We start from the raw sequence: 16,017 nt of genomic DNA on the forward strand, positions 1-16,017 counted from the left end.
GCTATATGGATCAATTATTGGAGGAGGTGGGCCGGAAGGTCCACCAACTGACTCAGTTCTCGACCATCTCCGAAACCGTGCCGTATCTTGAAAAGAAAGGCTTAACGGGGATGCCCTGGCAAGTAATAAGCGAGCCCGTCACCGTAGCAAAGGCCACCTTCCAGCCAGGAGATATGTTGGTGTCAATGGCTGACCTTAATACCGGGGAAGCGGTTAACATCCAACTGATCAACGCCAAGGGGGAAAAGCGGTTTCTGCCAAAAGGGCAGGTAAAAGGGGCGGGTTGCTGGTTGGAGTCTGATGGTGAGGTGGACCGTCTCTGGATCAGTGAGAGCATTGGGACTGGGCTGAGTGTACACCGTGTAGCTAAGGAGCCTGTGTTGGTGGCCTTTAGTGCTGGGAACATCAGCCAGTGCGTTACTGCCGCGAAATTGCGATATCCCAACAGTGTTGTGGTGATTGCCGCTGACAATGACAGTGACAAGAAGACCAATGTAGGGGTGGAGGTCGCAGAGGCTGTAGCGTCTGAACAACAGGTGCTGCTGTCGGTGCCACCGGAAGCGGGAGATTGGAACGATTACTTCTGTCGCCATGGCCAAGGTACTACCCTACAGGCTCTGATGGACGAGGTGAGACAGCCGCAGCCCATGGAGGTGACAGACGTTGCAAGAGCATTGTGGCGTTTCCCGTACTCTATCGGTTCGACGGGTTACGATTATCAATCTCGTTACCTGATCAAGGGGCAGCTTCCGGCTGACAGCTTCGGCGTTGTCTATGGGCCGTCAGGTCACTTTAAGAGCTTTATTGCACTTGCGCTGGCTTGCCATGTCGCTACTGGTCAGGACTGGAACGGTCACCGTACCCAGCGAAATAAGGTGATCTACGTGGCCGGAGAAGGGGGCACAGGGGTTCCTCGGCGAATCAAAGCGTGGGAGAGCAAATCCAGAAAGGGGGTAACAGTGTCGGATTTGGCGGTTATCTCCCAGCCGGTGTACCTAACAGAAGTCGGCCAGTTGGAGGCTTTAATCGATGCTGCGACCGACTTTGGGGGAGAGCAGGGCGTTGGGCTAATCATTCTGGACACCCTCGCTCGCTGCTTTGCCGGGGCCGATGAGAACAAGACCGCCGATATGAACCAGTTTATTGCCAAGTGTGACGAGCTACGTCGCCGGACCGGGGCCACCGTTTTGGTGGTTCACCACAGTGGCAAGGACGCCGAGAAAGGGGCCAGGGGGAGCTCGGCGCTTCGAGCGGCTGCCGACTTTGAGTTCTCGGTCAAACGCACGGAAGATGACCAATTGGCGGCTTGGCTGGCCTGCACCAAGATGAAGGACGATGGCGGCGCATCAGACATGGCATTCCCGTTGCGCGTGGTTGAACTGTTCACCGACAGTGACGGGGACCCTGTAACCAGCTTGGTGGTGAGTGATGAAGGGTACGTGCCAGAGACCCAGGATGAGGTCAAGGAGCCCCCCAGCAAGAACCAAACAGCCCTGTGGGAGGTGGTCCGGTCAAGACAACAACAGGGAGAGGACACCCATAGGTCAGTAGTTCGCGACGATCTAAAGAAAATGGGGCTCAACACCAATAACTTCTCTCGCTGGGTCACTGCCCTGCTAAACCGGGGCTCTATCCGATTAGAAGGCGACAAGCTGATCGCCATCTAGCCCACACCTCATTTCCTCACCTCATTCTGTGTATAGGCACCAGGGTGAGGTGAGGAGCCCGAACACCTTTCAGAACAGTTATTTAGCCAAAGTTCGATCCCACCTGCTGACAGCCCAGTTCCGCGTGGTAATATCTGGCGATTCACGTCACCGATTTAGAGACCCCCCACATGGCCAAAAAGCCAGCAGCCAAGCCCAGCAAGGGGTTTGAAGAGTCCCTTTGGGACAGTGCCAACAAGCTACGCGGCAGCGTCGAGTCCGCCGAATATAAGCATGTCGTTTTGAGCCTGATCTTCCTTAAGTTCATCAGCGACAAGTTCGAACGCCGCAAGGCGCAGGTGGTCGAGGAGTACGGTGCAGACTTCGTCGACATGGTGGACTTCTACGCCATGGAGAACGTCTTCTACCTGCCAGAGGAGAGCCGCTGGAGCCATATCCTCAAGCACGCCAAACAGGACAATCTGGCCCTGGTTATCGACACCGCCATGAGCACCGTCGAGAAGAGCAACAAGGCGCTGATGGGCGCTCTGCCTGACAACTATTTCTCTCGCCTGTCCTTGGACCAAAGCAAGCTTGCGGCCCTGATCGACACCATTAACAACATCGACACCATCGCCAACGACTGCCACCTGTCCGAAGAGGACGTGGTGGGCCGGGTCTATGAGTATTTTCTGGGCAAGTTTGCCGCCAGTGAGGGGCAACGGGGCGGCGAGTTCTACACCCCCAAGTGCGTGGTAACCTTGATCGCCGAAATGTTGGAACCCTACAAGGGCAAGATCTACGACCCCTGCTGCGGCTCCGGCGGCATGTTTGTTCAGTCGCTGAAGTTCATTGAAGCCCACCAGGGCAACCAAAAGAACGTCTCCATCTACGGCCAGGAGTACGCCAACACGACTCGCAAACTGGCCAAGATGAACCTGGCTATTCGCGGCATCGCGGGCAACTTGGGAGACGTGGCGGGTGACACCTTCTTTAAGGATCAGCACCCGGACCTTAAGGCCGACTACATCATGGCCAACCCGCCCTTTAACCAGAGCAAGTGGCGACAGGACGCCGAGTTGACCGACGATCCCCGCTGGGCTGAGTACGAAGTGCCACCAGTGGGTAATGCCAACTATGGCTGGATCATGCACATGATCTCCAAGCTCAGTGCTAAGGGAACTGCCGGTTTCGTGCTGGCCAACGGCTCCATGAGCTCCAACACCAACTCTGAGGGCACCATCCGCCAGCAGATCATCGAGGATGATCTTGTAGAGTGCATGATCGCCCTTCCTGGTCAGTTGTTCTATACCACCCAGATCCCGGTCTGCCTGTGGTTCCTGACCCGTGATAAATCCGCCAACGAAGCCAAGGGCTATCGCAAGCGCACAGGCGAAACCCTGTTTATCGACGCCCGTAATATGGGCTCCATGATCAGCCGTAAGCAGAAGGAATTGACCAGCGAGGACATCGCCGAGATCGCCCGTACTTACCATGCCTGGCGTGGTGAAGAGAAGGACGGCAAATACCAAGACAAGGCCGGTTACTGCAAATCCGCCAGCTTCGGCGACATCAAAGCCAATGATTTTGAGCTAAATCCTGGCCGCTATGTCGGTGCTGCTGAGGTCGAAGACGATGGCATTCCGTTGGAAACCAAGATGGCGGAGCTGACCGCCAAGCTGAGTGAGCAGTTTGCCGAGTCTGCGCAGCTGGAGCAGCAGATCAAAGCCAATCTAAAGGGGTTGGGCTATGAGCTTTAAGCTAACGACTCTGGGGGAGTATGCAAAAGTCCAAGGTGGCTTCGCTTATAAGAGTAAGGACTTCGAGGAGAATGGTCTCGCTGCGGTTTTAAAGATCAAGAATGTTCGATTCGGCAATGTTGATTATTCTGACGTCGCTTATATAAGTGATGACCTAGCCAAGAAAACTGAAGCATGGGCGACTAAAGAAGGTGACATTCTCATATCGATGACTGGTTCCGGTCCGAACGCGCCTCAGTCATTAGTCGGGCGCGTTGCAAGAGTCGGCGCCAATGAACCTCGAGCATGGATCAACCAACGTGTAGGGCGCATCGTCCCTTTAAATAATGACGAAATTCACCCAGATTTTCTGTTTTACGTCATGTCGCAACCATCTAGCCAAGAATTTCTGGTTCAAAATTCGTCCGGTAGTGCGAACCAGGCCAATATTAGCGGAAAAGTAATCGAACTATTGCCGTGTCCAAAGGTGGGGTACAAGGAAAGCGCGGCCATTGCTGCTTTGGTACGTAGTTTTGATGAAAAAATCACCCTAAACACCCAGACCAACCAGACCCTGGAACAGATGGCCCAGGCGCTGTTTAAAAGCTGGTTTGTGGACTTTGACCCGGTGATCGATAATGCTCTGGCGGCGGGCAACCCTATTCCAGAGCCACTGGCCGAGAGAGCCGCACTGCGACAAGCCCTGTTCGAAGGAGACAACCCGCCGCCTCGTCTACAAGAAGCTACCCGCCAGTTGTTCCCCGACAGCTTTGATCAGCACCCCGATCTTGGCTGGATTCCGGAAGGATGGGGAGGAGGGCACTTTGGCGAGCTGACAGACAATATTCGTGATAGTGCAAAACCGGACACTATCGCGGATGACGAACATTATGTTGGGCTAGAGCATGTCGACAGGAAATCGCTGTCATTAGCCCGCTGGGGCTATGGCCGCGACGTAGATAGTAATAAATCTCAATTTCAAAAGGGGGATGTGCTCTTTGGGAAGCTTCGGCCCTACTTCCATAAGGTTTGCATAGCCCCATTTGGCGGCGTTTGCTCAACTGACATTTTGGTGCTGAGAGCAAAAAACGAGCAATTGACGTCGTTTGTTAGGCTTTTGGCTTTTGATTCAGGTTTTGTTGAATATGCCAATATGAGAAGTACCGGCACAAGAATGCCTAGGGCTAGCTGGAAAGATATGGCCCAATACCCATTGGCAATTCCCTCGATTAAAGTCCTTGACCAGTTCAACGTTTTTATATCAAGCATATTGTCTCCGCTCGGAAATAATATTACTGAAAACGTCACACTTGCTACGCTTCGCGACACCCTGCTTCCTAAGCTACTTTCGGGTGAACTAGAACTGTCAAAAAACAAGCCCCAATTAGAAGACGTTTTTTAAGATAAACACCAAGGACAGGACGACCATGAAGAAGTTTGATGAAGCCCAGCTGGAAGCCGCCATAATCGCGCTACTGGGTGATCAGGGATATTCCCATACCCTCGGTACGCAGTTAACCCGCAAAGCTGATAGCGTGCTGCTGGAGGCCGATTTACGCACCTTCCTGATCCAGCGTTACGGCGATGTGGGACTGACCGAAGGTGAAATCCAATCGGTGATTCGTCAGCTTCTTTCCCTGCCCGCCAGTGATCTCTACGACAGCAACAAGCAGTTCTGCCAGTGGTTGTCGGACGGCTTCCTGCTAAAGCGGGAGGATCCCCAGCATAAGGATCTGCATATTCAACTGCTGGACTTTACCGGCCTGGAGCATTTGGGGGCCTTGGTTGACGCCGGTCTGAATAAGGTGGCCGAAAAGCTGCCCGGCTATAGCGACGACACCAACATCTACAGGTTGGTCAGCCAGATGGAGATCGAAGGTAAGGAAACCACCCGTATTCCCGACGCCATCCTCTATGTTAACGGGCTGCCGCTGGTGGTGTTCGAGTTTAAAAGTGCCATCCGCGAAAACGATGCCACCATCTTCGACGCCTGGAAGCAGCTTACCGTTCGATATCGGCGCGACATTCCCCAGCTGTTCGTATTCAACGCCCTGTGCGTCATCTCCGACGGAGTCAACAACAAGATGGGCAGCCTGTTTGCCCCGTACGACTTCTTCTACGCCTGGCGCAAGATCACCGGTGACGAGTCGGTCGAGAAGGACGGCATAGACTCCCTGCACACCATGGTTCAGGGGCTGTTCGACAAGGCAAGACTGCGGCTGGTGATGCGGGACTTCATCTTCTTCCCCGACGTCTCCAACAAAGAGGAGAAAATCGTCTGCCGTTACCCCCAGTTCTACGCCGTAAACAAGCTGTACCACAGCATCATGGCTGCTCAGCGACTCCCTGACGGCACCGGCGGTGATGGTAAGGGGGGAACCTACTTTGGGGCGACTGGATGCGGCAAGAGCTTCACCATGCAGTTCCTGTCGCGCCGGTTGATGAAAAGCCTAGCCTTTGAAAGCCCCACCATTGTGCTGATCACCGACCGAACTGATCTGGACGACCAGCTTTCCAAACAGTTCACCAACGCCAAGCGCTACGTCGGCGACAACATCATCGAGACGGTGGAAAGCCGGGCGGATCTCCGTACCAAGCTGATGGGGCGCAAGAGCGGCGGGGTCTTCCTGACCACCATCCACAAGTTCACCGAAGACACCGAACTGCTGACCGAACGCTGCAACGTCATCTGCATATCCGACGAGGCGCACCGTTCCCAGATCAACCTTGATCAGAAGCTGGTGATCACCGAAAAGGGCGTGCGCAAGACCTACGGCTTTGCCCATTACCTGCACCGTTCTCTTCCTAATGCCACCTACGTGGGCTTTACCGGCACCCCCATTGACGCCACTCTCGACGTGTTCGGGGACGTGGTGGACAGCTACACCATGAGCGAGTCGGTCAATGACGAGATCACCGTTCGCATCGTCTATGAAGGCCGGGCCGCCAAGGTGATTCTGGATGACGCCAAGCTGCAAGAGATCGACAAGTATTACCAGAACTGCGCCGAGGCGGGCAGCAACGAGCACCAAATCGAAGAGAGCAAAAAGGCGATGGCGTCCATGGGCTCGATCCTGGGCGACCCCGACCGAATTCAGGCTCTGGCCAAAGACTTCGTTCGCCACTATGAACAGCGTCTGGCGGAGGGCACATCGGTTAAGGGCAAGGCCATGTTTGTGTCGAGCAGCCGGGAGATCGCCTGGATGCTATACCAAGAGCTGCGGGAGTTGCGTCCCGAGTGGTTCGTGGTGAAAGAGTGCGAAGACGGAGCCAGCCTAAGCGAGAAGGAGCGTAAAAGCGTTAAACCCATAGAGCGGGTCAAGATGGTGATGACCCGTGGCAAGGATGATGAGAAAGCCCTCTACGAGCTGCTGGGCAGCAAGGAGTACCGCAAGGAGCTGGATCGCCAGTTCAAGAATGATAAGTCCAACTTCAAGATCGCCATCGTGGTAGATATGTGGCTCACCGGGTTTGACGTGCCCTTCCTCGACACTCTCTACATCGACAAGCCGGTTCAACAGCATAACCTGATCCAGACCATCTCTCGGGTGAACCGCAAGTTCGAGGGCAAAGAGAAGGGGCTGGTGGTGGACTACATCGGCATCAAACGGCAGATGAACCAGGCACTCGCCAAATTCTCCAGGGCCGACGGGGCCAACTTCGAGGACATCCGCCAGTCGGTGCTGGTGGTTAAGGACCATCTCAGCCTGCTGGGCCAACTAATGCACAAATTCGACGCCAGTGACTACTTCAGTGGTGAGCCACTGGCCCAACTGAACTGCCTTAACCGGGCCGCCGAGTTCGTCCTGAGCGTCGGAAAGCTGGAGAAGCGCTTCATGGCCTTGGTTAAGCGCTTAAAGGCCGCTTACGACGTTTGTGTGGGAAGCGAAGATCTCAGCCAGAAGGAGCGTGATCAGATCCATTTCTACCTGGCTGTACGCTCCATCGTCTTCAAGCTGACCAAGGGAGAAGCGCCGGACACAGCCCAGATGAACGCCAAGGTAAGGGAGATGATCGCCGAAGCCATTCGGGCCGACGGTGTGGAGGAGATCTTTAACCTGGGTGAGGAGGGAGCGGAAAAGATCGACATCTTCGACGACGATTACCTGGCCCGTCTAGACAAGCTCAAGTTGCCCAACACCAAGATCGAACTGCTCAAGAAAATGCTGGCCAAGGCGCTGGGGGACTTCAAACAAACCAACCAACATAAGGCCATCGAATTTGCCAAGAAATTCCGTGCTCTGGTCGACCTGTACAACGAACGCAAGGAAGAGGATGCCTTCACCGCCGAAGTCCACCAAGAGGCCGTAGACAGCTTCCTAGAGCTCATGGAGCAGCTGCGCAAGGAGATGGGGTCGTTCGAGGAACTGGGCATTACCATCGAGGAGAAAGCCTTCTACGACATCCTGAAGGCGGTGGCGACCAAGTACCAGTTCAGCTATGACGACAACCGGCTGCTGGACCTGGCGACCAAAGTGAAGGAGGTAGTGGACGATCAGACTCGTTACCCCGATTGGAACAACAAGGAAGACATTAAGGCCACTCTCAGAGTCCAGCTGATCATGCTGCTGTCCAAAAATGGTTACCCGCCGGTGACCCATGCCGAGGTTTATCAGCAGGTGTTCGAACAAGCCGAGAATTTCAAGGCTCACCGGGTCTAGTGGCTACTCCTCACCTCACTTTCTGTGTAAGGGGGAGGGGTGAGTGAGGAGCCGAACTAGCCGTATATCGCCCGTATTTTGCCTCGGTGAAAATGGGCCACATTGCAAAGGCATATATTGGAAGGCCACCGGGGGGCTTGCTCGTTGCAGCCTCCCCCCTCCCCCTAGGCTAAGCACGCAACATTGCCAGGACGGCGGCTTCATCTTCGGCGGATACTTGCGGCTGTTCACCCTCCAGTGGCATCGGGATTGGCCCATAAACGTCGGTCATTAGCCGGTTGATTTCCGCCATGGCCGCTCTCCATTCGTCTTCTTGCGGGTCCAGGCTCTTTTCTATCCGCTTTAGGCGCACTTCCAGTCGCTTCATTGCTTGCCCTCCACTTCCTCTTCCAGCTGGGTAAGACGCTGCTCCAGCTCGACCACCTCGCGGATCCGCTGTACAGAGGCCAGACCCTCGATCAGAGAGCGCCCAACGTCCGCTGGTAGCTCACCCTTAGCAATGGCCATCATGATTGACTGAGCGCCAGATAATGGGTCGTCTTGGTTGTAGTCGAACGGGGTGGGGGAGTAGGCAGACTTTGGGGGAGCGGCCACGTAGCGGCTGATCAGCGACAGGGCTGCCGGGTCACCCTCTCGGACCTTTTGCATTAGGGTCTGGTACACCAGCTGAACGTCGTCATCGGTAAATAGACGGGCCAACTGACGTCCGCGATCCTTGTACCCCCGCTTAGCTTTGGCGGCGGTATTCCCCGCAACGAATTGGCCATTACTTCCCTGCCCAGACATAACCCGGCCTCCAGAATATATGCTTATTCCAATATTTTATAATTGCGGGATTTTTTAGTACAGGTGCCAGTAACCATCAGGCTGCCCGTGGGTGGACGGCCAGTAAAAAAGTTAGATATTAGTTAGATCTGAAAGTCGACGTCTTGATAAGTCTTTGTTTTTGAAGGGCTGTGCGGTGGATATGGCCTCCCCACGAGGACTCGAACCTCGATCGGCCGCTTAGGAGGCGGCTGCTCTATCCTGTTGAGCTATGGGGAGTACGCCCTGCATTCTAGCCGGCTTTCCCGGCCGATGAAAACCCTTTTGATTTGTTTGAGGAAATTTTGTCCTCCCCTGTCGGCTTGTTGTTCAATTGGTGCCTTGCTGGCGCTGGGCGGCCAGCAGGTGGTCGATCAGGGCGCGCAGGGTGGGGTCGGTCAGCTTGCTGGCTGGGTAGACCAGGGAGACCTGAATTCGCGGCAGGCAGAACGGCTCCAGTATCGGCACCAGCTCGCCCCGGTCGATGGCGTCGTCCACCATGAAGTCGGGCAACTGGGCCACCCCCAGCCCGGCGGCGGCCAGCTGAGCCAGCACCGGACCCTGGTTCACCTCTACCTGTCCCTGCACGCTGATCTGCTGCTCCTTGCCGTTGTCGAGATAGCGCAGCCGCCCCGGTTGGCGGTTGGAGCCGTCGATGAGCATCTTGTGGTTAACCAGCTCTTTGGGGTGGCGGGGTGTGCCGTGTTCGGCCAGGTAGCCTGGGCTGGCGACGAAGCGCACCCCGATGGTGTGGTAGTCCCGGGCGATGAAGCTGGAGTCGGCCAACTGGCCCACCCGCAGCGCCAGGTCGAACCCCTCCTCAATCAGGTTGACGCAGCGGTTGATCATCACCCAGGAGAGGCGCACCTGTGGGTGCTGCTTCAGGAAGTCGGCGATGTGGTGCTGGATCCCCAGCTGATCGATGTTGTAGGCGCTGGTGATGCGCAGGTGGCCGGCAATGGCCTGGCGCCGCGCCAGGGTGGAGGACTCCAGGGCGTCGAGCCGGTCCAGCACCGCCTTGAACTCATCCTGGTAGAAGCGCCCCTCGGGGGTCAACTGCATCGCCCGGGTGGTGCGGTAGAGCAGGGTGCAGTCGAAGTGTTTCTCCAAGTCGGAGACCTGGCGGCTGACCGCCGACACCACTATGTTGAGCTGGCGGGCGGCGCCGGAGAAGCTCATCTGCTCCACCACCACCAGGAAGGTGCGCATCGCCTTGATCAGGTCTATTTTTCTTTCCATGAGAAAATTGATTTCATATTGAGGTTATTTTTCTATCTTGGGTCGGGGCCTATTCTGAGTCCAACACAGAGATACCGTGAAGGAGCTGAGTGATGAAAGTTTTGTTGATTGGTGCCAGCGGCACCATAGGTAAGGGCATTGCCGCCCGCCTGGAAGGTAAGCATGAGGTTGTCAGCGCCAACCACAAGGGCGGCGATGTCAGCGTGGATCTGGCCAACCCCGAGTCCATCCAGGCGATGCTGGCCCAGGTGGGCAAGGTGGACGCCATCATCAGTGCCGCCGGTGTGGCCGCCTTCGGCCCCCTGGCCGAGCAGAGCGACGCCGACTACGCCCTGGCGCTGCAGAACAAGCTGATGGGTCAGGTGAACCTGGTGCGCTACGGCGCCGAGTACCTGAACGACGGCGGCTCCATCACCCTGACCTCCGGCGTGCTGTCCCGTCAGCCCTTCCCCGGCACCGCCTCCATCTCCATGGTCAACGGTGCCCTGGAGAGCTTCGTCAAGGCCGCCGCCATGGAGCTGCCCAAGATTCGTCTCAATGCCGTGGCGCCGGTGTTCGTCAAGGAGACCATGGAGGCGATGGGCATGGACAGCAGCCAGGGGGTGTCCGCCCTGGATACCGCCAAGGCCTACGTCGCCGCCCTGGAGGGGCAGATGTCCGGTGAGACTCTGGATATCCCCGACTACCTGTAGCTTACCCAGCGAGCGAAGGCGGCCCATTGGCCGCCTTGTTGCGTTTGGAGGTAGAGCCGCAGCGGCTATTTCAGATACTGCTCCTCACGCCAGGTGGCCAGCCAGTGGGGTTTGTGGACCACCAGCAGGGTGGTGCTGAAGCCGTTGAGCATCGCCTCCGGGAAGAAGAACAGTGGCATCAGAATTAGGTAGTTGTCGCGGATGATGCTCCAGTCGTAGTCGCCGCTGTACCACAGGGCCAGCAACAGGGTGCGGGCCACGAAGCAGAGAATACCGTTGAGGAAACCATCGACGAAGATGTAGATCCACAGGTTGCGGGGCAGGGTGTTGTGACTGAGGGTGAGGATGGCAAAGCTCAGCAGCACCGGCGCAGCCACTCCCAGCAGGGCGAGGACTCCGGCCTGCTGCCAGTGTTCGATCCCCAGCAGGGTCAGGATCAGCAGGACGGCGCTGCCGACCAGGATGGCGTTGCGCCAGCCGAACACCAGGGTGGTGACGGTCAGGGCGACGAAGTGCAGCTCCAGCCCGTCATAGATGCCGGCCCGCAGTTGCCACAGGGCGGTGAGACCGACGATGGTGCCCAGGGTCAGGTGCAGCAGATAGCTGTGCTCGCGCATCGATTGCCACAGCTCGCCCCGTCGAATGCAGTGGATCATCAGCCAGATCCAGATTATCCAGGCCAGTCCTTCGGTGGGGGTGGGCAGTGCCATCATCAGCGGTGCGATCTCCTTGTTCCTTTGTTAAGGGTAACCCATTGAGCTAGCGGTTTCCTCCGTGGTCGAGCCTGGCCGTGCCCCGCAGGAAAGTGGTGACCACGCAGTCGGCATAGCGGGTCAGTTCGTCGGCCTCCGCAGGGGCGCAGGTCATCAGCACTTCGAAGTGGTGAGAGCTGCGCAGTGCTCCCTAGGTGACCGAGACCATTTACATCCTGCCCGGTTTTCCCAAGGCGCAGCTGCTGGAGGGGTCGCCTGGCTCTATCTGTTCCGCACCCTGGGCTTCCTGCTGGCCGGTGCTGAGAGGCGTCCTCAAGGGCCAGGTGATGTCAGTGTCCGGGGTCAACACCTTCCAGTGGCTGATCGCCTCCATCGCCATCTGTGCCCTGATCATGATCAGCGCCAGGGGTGGTGTGCCAAGCAGGCGGCGTAGCGGCAACCCCGAGGGCCGCCCTAAATAGAGAAAGGGAGCCGTCCGGCTCCCTTTTTGACTCTCTGGGGAAACTGTTTCAGTACTTTACCTTCAGCCCCTGGGCTTCGAAGATCCCCTTGATGCGCTCCATGGTGTCGCCGCTGGGGGGCTTGACCCCGTCCAACTGATACTCTTCACCGAGGGCGGTCCATTTGTGCTTGCCCAGTTCGTGGTAGGGCAGCAGCTCCACCAATTCGACGTTTTTCAGTGTGGCCACGTATTCGGCCAGCTCCTCGGCGGAGGCGTCGTCGTCGGTGTACCCGGGTACCACCACATAGCGGATCCAGGTGCGCTGGTTGCGCTTGGCCAGGTACTCGGCAAACTGCAGCGGGCGCTTGTTGGAGACGCCCACCAGGTTGCGATGCACATCGTCCTTAATCTGTTTCAGATCCAGCATCACCAGATCCGTGTTGTCCAGCAGGGTATCGATGACGGGTGTGTAGTGACGCACCATGCCGTTGGTATCCAGGCAGGTATCGATATCGTGCTCTTTGCAGCGACGGAACAGTTCGGCAACGAACTCCGGCTGCAGTATGGCTTCGCCGCCACTGGCGGTGACGCCGCCGCCGCTGGCTTCGAAGAAGTAGCGGTAGGAGTCTACCTGCTGCATCACCTCATCGACGGAAACGACCTTGCCGCCGTCAAGATCCCAGGTGTCTCGGTTGTGGCAATACTTGCAGCGCATCAGGCATCCTTGCATAAACACGATGAAGCGAATCCCCGGACCGTCAACGGTGCCACAGGATTCCCAGGAATGAATGCGACCTTCTACGCTCATTGTCTCTCCGAAATATCAGCCACAGGTGACTGAAAAAAGTAAAAGAGGCCCTGTCGATGACAGAGCCTCAATCTTAACCCGGTTTTAGTTCACCTTACATGGTTTCGGTGAAGGTACGGGTGATTACGTCTTGCTGCTGCTCCTTGGTCAGAGCGTTGAAGCGTACGGCGTAACCGGATACACGGATGGTCAGCTGAGGGTACTTCTCTGGGTTCTCAACCGCATCCAGCAGCATCTCACGGTTCATCACGTTGACGTTCAGGTGCTGTCCGCCTTCGCGAACCTGGGTGTTCTTGAAGTAACCGTCCATCAGGGCAGCCAGGTTGGAGCGACGACCGTCCTCATCCTTACCCAGGGCGCCAGGTACGATGGAGAAGGTATAGGAGATACCATCTTTTGCGTGGGCGAAGGGCAGTTTGGCTACGGAGGTCAGGGACGCAACCGCACCGGACTCATCACGACCGTGCATGGGGTTGGCACCAGGCGCAAAAGGCTGACCCGCACGACGACCGTCGGGGGTGTTACCAGTCTTCTTACCATATACCACGTTGGAGGTGATGGTCAGGATGGACTGAGTGGGGGTGGAGTTACGGTAAGTCTTCAGAGAACGGATCTTCTGCATGAAGCTCTCAACCAGCTCGCAGGCGATTTCGTCTACGCGTGGGTCGTTGTTACCGAACTTGGGATAGTCACCCTCGATCTCGAAGTCGGTGGCGATGCCGTCTTCATCACGGATGGTCTTAACCTTGGCGTACTTGATGGCAGCTAGGGAGTCGGCGGTGATGGACAGACCGGCGATACCACAGGCCATGGTGCGTTCAACATCGCGATCCATCAGGGCCAGCAGAGAAGCCTCGTAGGAGTACTTGTCGTGCATGTAGTGGATGATGTTCAGGGCAGCGACGTACTGCTTGGCCAGCCAGTCCATGAAGGTGTCCAGCTTGGCGTAAACGGTGTCGTAGTCCAGGTACTCGTCGGTGATCGCTTCCAGCTTAGGACCAATCTGCGCCTTGGACTTCTCGTCCACACCGCCGTTGATCGCGTACAGCAGGGTCTTGGCCAGGTTGGCACGGGCGCCGAAGAACTGCATGTGCTTACCCAGAACCTGAGGGGATACGCAGCAGGCGATGGCGTAGTCGTCGGACTCGAAGTCCTTACGCATCAGGTCATCGTTCTCGTACTGGATGGAGGAGGTATCGATGGACACCTTGGCGCAGTACTTCTTGAAGCCTTCTGGCAGACCGTCAGCCCACAGAACGGTGATGTTCGGCTCGGGGCTTGGACCCATGGTGTACAGGGTGTTCAGGAAGCGGAAGGAGTTCTTGGTCACCAGGGTACGGCCGTCCAGGCTCATACCAGCCATGGACTCGGTGGCCCAGATGGGGTCGCCGGAGAACAGCTGATCGTACTCGGGGGTACGCAGGAAGCGAACCATACGCAGCTTCATAACGAAGTGGTCGATCATCTCCTGAGCCTGCTCCTCGGTGATCACACCGTTCTTCAGGTCACGCTCGATGTAGATGTCCAGGAAGGTAGAGGTACGACCCAGGGACATGGCGGCGCCGTTCTGAGACTTAATGGCAGCCAGGTAGCCGAAGTAGGTCCACTGGATGGCTTCCTGAGCGGTCTCGGCAGGCTTGGAGATGTCGCAGCCGTACTTGGCAGCCATCTCTTTGATCTGGCCCAGGGCACGGTGCTGCTCGGCGATCTCTTCGCGCAGACGGATCACGTCTTCCAGGTTGTTGCCGGTCTCCAGGTCTTCCTGCAGGCTGTGGAACTGGTTCAGCTTGTCCTGCATCAGGAAGTCGATGCCGTACAGGGCAACACGGCGGTAGTCACCGATGATACGGCCACGGCCGTAGGCATCAGGCAGACCGGTGATTACGCCAGACTTACGGCAACGCAGGATGTCAGGGGTGTAAACATCGAAAACGCCAGCGTTGTGGGTCTTACGGTAGTCGGTGTAGATCTCCTTGGTCATGGGATCCAGTTCGCGGCCGTAGGCTGCGCAGGAACCCTCAACCATGCGGATACCGCCGTTGGGGATGATGGCACGCTTCAGAGGAGCTTCGGTTTGCAGACCTACGATGGTTTCCAGGTCTTTATTGATGTAACCGGCGTCGTGAGCGGTGATGGTGGAGATCTTGGAGGTATCGAAGTCAACAGGCGCATGAGTGGAGTTCTCGATGCGGATGCCTTCCATTACCTTGTCCCACAGCTCGTCGGTGGCCTTGGTAGCACCGGCTAGAAAGGACTCGTCGCCTTCATAAGGGGTGTAGTTCTTCTGGATGAAGTCACGAACGTTAACTTCGGATTTCCAGTCACCTGCCGCAAAGCCTTCCCAAGCCTTTGCAAACTGAGTCGTTTTCTCTGTCATAGTGTTTAACCTTTAACATAGTAAAGATGATACGTTTCGTCATCGACGGCACGTCGGGATGTCCCTTCTATGACGAAGCGATTTTACGGTTCCGCACTCCAACTATCCAAGCGCAGTACCGGCTGCAAAAATGCAAATCTCTTCTGGCTTACAGCCCACCATCTATTGAGCACAAAAGTATCGGTGGTCCAATATTAGCTTATCCCTAAGTATAGGTAGTGGCCGACTGTGCCATCGCCACTCCATCGCCAGATTGCTCTGTCCGTCACACTCCTGTTAACGGTGTTCAAAGCTCCGGGAATCCCGGAAGTTTGAAAGCGATTCAAGCCAATTGGTTTTACCATTGTTCCAAAGCGTAGCCCCCTTGCCAACTTTTCGGCCTAATCATGAACAGCTTTGTGAAGGGAGTCATAATCTGGAAATTGGTCTTGAACCCGATCGGGATTATTCTCTGGATTTTTGTGATCTGGATCTCTTGATGTTCGCCAAATACACAGGGGTTTGGCGAATTCGGTTTCTGTTGGTTAACGATTTGGAGTTTTGTATCATTGGGTGCTTTCGGGGCAGAGCGACCCCCTTCTTTTGCTGGTTTTTTCCGAGCGACGGCGCTCGGGAGATTTCCGTCCTGTCGATGAAGCCCGTTCCCCTGTATAACAACTGTAGAGAGTTGGCTTTTCAAGGATAGTTATTTGAATAATAAAAGGTTACATGAACAGTTGACCGTCAAGGCTCTTGGGTTGACCCTGGCCTATGTGCTGCTGTGGCTCGCCGGTCCCCTGCTGTTGGAGGGGGCCGGACTGTTTTGGGGACTGCCGCTGTGGTTCTGGTTCTCCTGCCTGATGGCGCCCTTCGGCCTGGTGCTGGCGGCCTATCTGATGTTGCTGAGGCGCCAGTGA

At 56.4% G+C, this 16,017-nt stretch carries 13 protein-coding genes and 1 tRNA gene; 7 read left to right on the top strand and 7 right to left on the bottom strand.

Translation table 11 applies throughout. The features are described from left to right. Positions 1-5: 5 nt before the first annotated feature. The 4 genes from FCL40_RS07220 (at position 6) to FCL40_RS07235 (ending at position 8,046) form a co-directional block, all read left to right on the top strand. Positions 6-1,667 (top strand): AAA family ATPase, encoded by a 1,662-nt coding sequence (locus FCL40_RS07220; protein ID WP_136852482.1) that lies wholly within the window; start codon positions 6-8, stop codon positions 1,665-1,667. A gap of 170 nt (positions 1,668-1,837) precedes the next feature. Continuing rightward, complete coding sequence (locus FCL40_RS07225; protein WP_136852483.1) at positions 1,838-3,406, top strand: class I SAM-dependent DNA methyltransferase; 1,569 nt, start codon at positions 1,838-1,840, stop codon at positions 3,404-3,406. Beyond that, positions 3,396-4,787 carry a restriction endonuclease subunit S gene (locus FCL40_RS07230; protein ID WP_136852484.1) on the top strand — a complete coding sequence of 464 codons (1,392 nt, stop codon included), beginning with the start codon at positions 3,396-3,398 and terminating at the stop codon, positions 4,785-4,787. The genes FCL40_RS07225 and FCL40_RS07230 overlap by 11 nt, the downstream gene beginning before the upstream one ends. A gap of 25 nt (positions 4,788-4,812) precedes the next feature. Then, positions 4,813-8,046: a type I restriction endonuclease subunit R gene (locus tag FCL40_RS07235; RefSeq protein WP_136852485.1), complete on the top strand. Its 3,234-nt coding sequence runs from the start codon at positions 4,813-4,815 to the stop codon at positions 8,044-8,046. 169 nt (positions 8,047-8,215) lie between these two features. Here the strand turns inward: FCL40_RS07235 and FCL40_RS07240 are convergent, their stop codons facing one another. The 4 genes from FCL40_RS07240 to FCL40_RS07255 all read right to left on the bottom strand — a co-directional run bounded on the left by FCL40_RS07240 (position 8,216) and on the right by FCL40_RS07255 (position 10,089). Beyond that, a complete protein-coding gene (locus tag FCL40_RS07240; protein WP_136852486.1) occupies positions 8,216-8,413 on the bottom strand; it encodes a hypothetical protein in 198 nt (65 codons plus the stop codon). Then, the gene (locus FCL40_RS07245) at positions 8,410-8,745 is read right to left on the bottom strand and encodes a hypothetical protein (RefSeq protein ID WP_169307032.1); all 336 of its coding nucleotides are present in this window, start codon (positions 8,743-8,745) and stop codon (positions 8,410-8,412) included. The genes FCL40_RS07240 and FCL40_RS07245 overlap by 4 nt, the downstream gene beginning before the upstream one ends. A 269-nt stretch (positions 8,746-9,014) precedes the next feature. Next, a tRNA-Arg gene (locus tag FCL40_RS07250) sits at positions 9,015-9,090 on the bottom strand. Between the two features lie 90 nt (positions 9,091-9,180). Further along, complete coding sequence (locus tag FCL40_RS07255; RefSeq protein ID WP_136852488.1) at positions 9,181-10,089, bottom strand: LysR family transcriptional regulator; 909 nt, start codon at positions 10,087-10,089, stop codon at positions 9,181-9,183. A 92-nt stretch (positions 10,090-10,181) separates the two neighbouring features. Between FCL40_RS07255 and FCL40_RS07260 the strand changes: the two genes are divergently transcribed. Then, positions 10,182-10,781 carry a short chain dehydrogenase gene (locus FCL40_RS07260; protein WP_136852489.1) on the top strand — a complete coding sequence of 200 codons (600 nt, stop codon included), beginning with the start codon at positions 10,182-10,184 and terminating at the stop codon, positions 10,779-10,781. A 65-nt stretch (positions 10,782-10,846) separates the two neighbouring features. Here FCL40_RS07260 and FCL40_RS07265 read toward each other — a convergent pair whose 3' ends face one another. Next, positions 10,847-11,494, bottom strand: a complete 648-nt coding sequence (locus FCL40_RS07265) for an energy-coupling factor ABC transporter permease (RefSeq protein ID WP_136852490.1) — start codon at positions 11,492-11,494, stop codon at positions 10,847-10,849. A gap of 194 nt (positions 11,495-11,688) precedes the next feature. Between FCL40_RS07265 and FCL40_RS07270 the strand changes: the two genes are divergently transcribed. Beyond that, positions 11,689-11,955, top strand: a complete 267-nt coding sequence (locus tag FCL40_RS07270; protein WP_136852491.1) for a hypothetical protein — start codon at positions 11,689-11,691, stop codon at positions 11,953-11,955. A gap of 48 nt (positions 11,956-12,003) precedes the next feature. On the opposite strand, the gene pflA is transcribed toward FCL40_RS07270, so the two are convergent. Both pflA and pflB read right to left on the bottom strand, forming a co-directional pair. Beyond that, positions 12,004-12,744, bottom strand: a complete 741-nt coding sequence (gene pflA, locus FCL40_RS07275) for a pyruvate formate lyase 1-activating protein (protein ID WP_136852492.1) — start codon at positions 12,742-12,744, stop codon at positions 12,004-12,006. Between the two features lie 94 nt (positions 12,745-12,838). After that, a complete protein-coding gene (gene pflB, locus FCL40_RS07280; protein WP_136852493.1) occupies positions 12,839-15,121 on the bottom strand; it encodes a formate C-acetyltransferase in 2,283 nt (760 codons plus the stop codon). Between the two features lie 689 nt (positions 15,122-15,810). Here pflB and FCL40_RS07285 point away from each other — a divergent pair. After that, positions 15,811-16,017 carry a hypothetical protein gene (locus tag FCL40_RS07285; protein WP_229360287.1) on the top strand — a complete coding sequence of 69 codons (207 nt, stop codon included), beginning with the start codon at positions 15,811-15,813 and terminating at the stop codon, positions 16,015-16,017.

This window comes from Ferrimonas sediminicola (genome assembly GCF_005116715.1).
Classification (GTDB): Bacteria; Pseudomonadota; Gammaproteobacteria; order Enterobacterales; family Shewanellaceae; genus Ferrimonas; species Ferrimonas sediminicola.

Excerpts from the sequence above, each read along its gene's own strand:
- FCL40_RS07220 (WP_136852482.1), top strand. The coding sequence starts at position 6 with ATGGATCAATTATTGGAGGAGGTGGGCCGGAAGGTCCACCAACTGACT.
- FCL40_RS07225 (WP_136852483.1), top strand. The coding sequence starts at position 1,838 with ATGGCCAAAAAGCCAGCAGCCAAGCCCAGCAAGGGGTTTGAAGAGTCC.
- FCL40_RS07230 (WP_136852484.1), top strand. The coding sequence starts at position 3,396 with ATGAGCTTTAAGCTAACGACTCTGGGGGAGTATGCAAAAGTCCAAGGT.
- FCL40_RS07235 (WP_136852485.1), top strand. The coding sequence starts at position 4,813 with ATGAAGAAGTTTGATGAAGCCCAGCTGGAAGCCGCCATAATCGCGCTA.
- FCL40_RS07240 (WP_136852486.1), bottom strand. The coding sequence starts at position 8,413 with ATGAAGCGACTGGAAGTGCGCCTAAAGCGGATAGAAAAGAGCCTGGAC.
- FCL40_RS07255 (WP_136852488.1), bottom strand. The coding sequence starts at position 10,089 with ATGGAAAGAAAAATAGACCTGATCAAGGCGATGCGCACCTTCCTGGTG.
- FCL40_RS07260 (WP_136852489.1), top strand. The coding sequence starts at position 10,182 with ATGAAAGTTTTGTTGATTGGTGCCAGCGGCACCATAGGTAAGGGCATT.
- FCL40_RS07265 (WP_136852490.1), bottom strand. The coding sequence starts at position 11,494 with ATGATGGCACTGCCCACCCCCACCGAAGGACTGGCCTGGATAATCTGG.
- pflA (WP_136852492.1), bottom strand. The coding sequence starts at position 12,744 with ATGAGCGTAGAAGGTCGCATTCATTCCTGGGAATCCTGTGGCACCGTT.
- pflB (WP_136852493.1), bottom strand. The coding sequence starts at position 15,121 with ATGACAGAGAAAACGACTCAGTTTGCAAAGGCTTGGGAAGGCTTTGCG.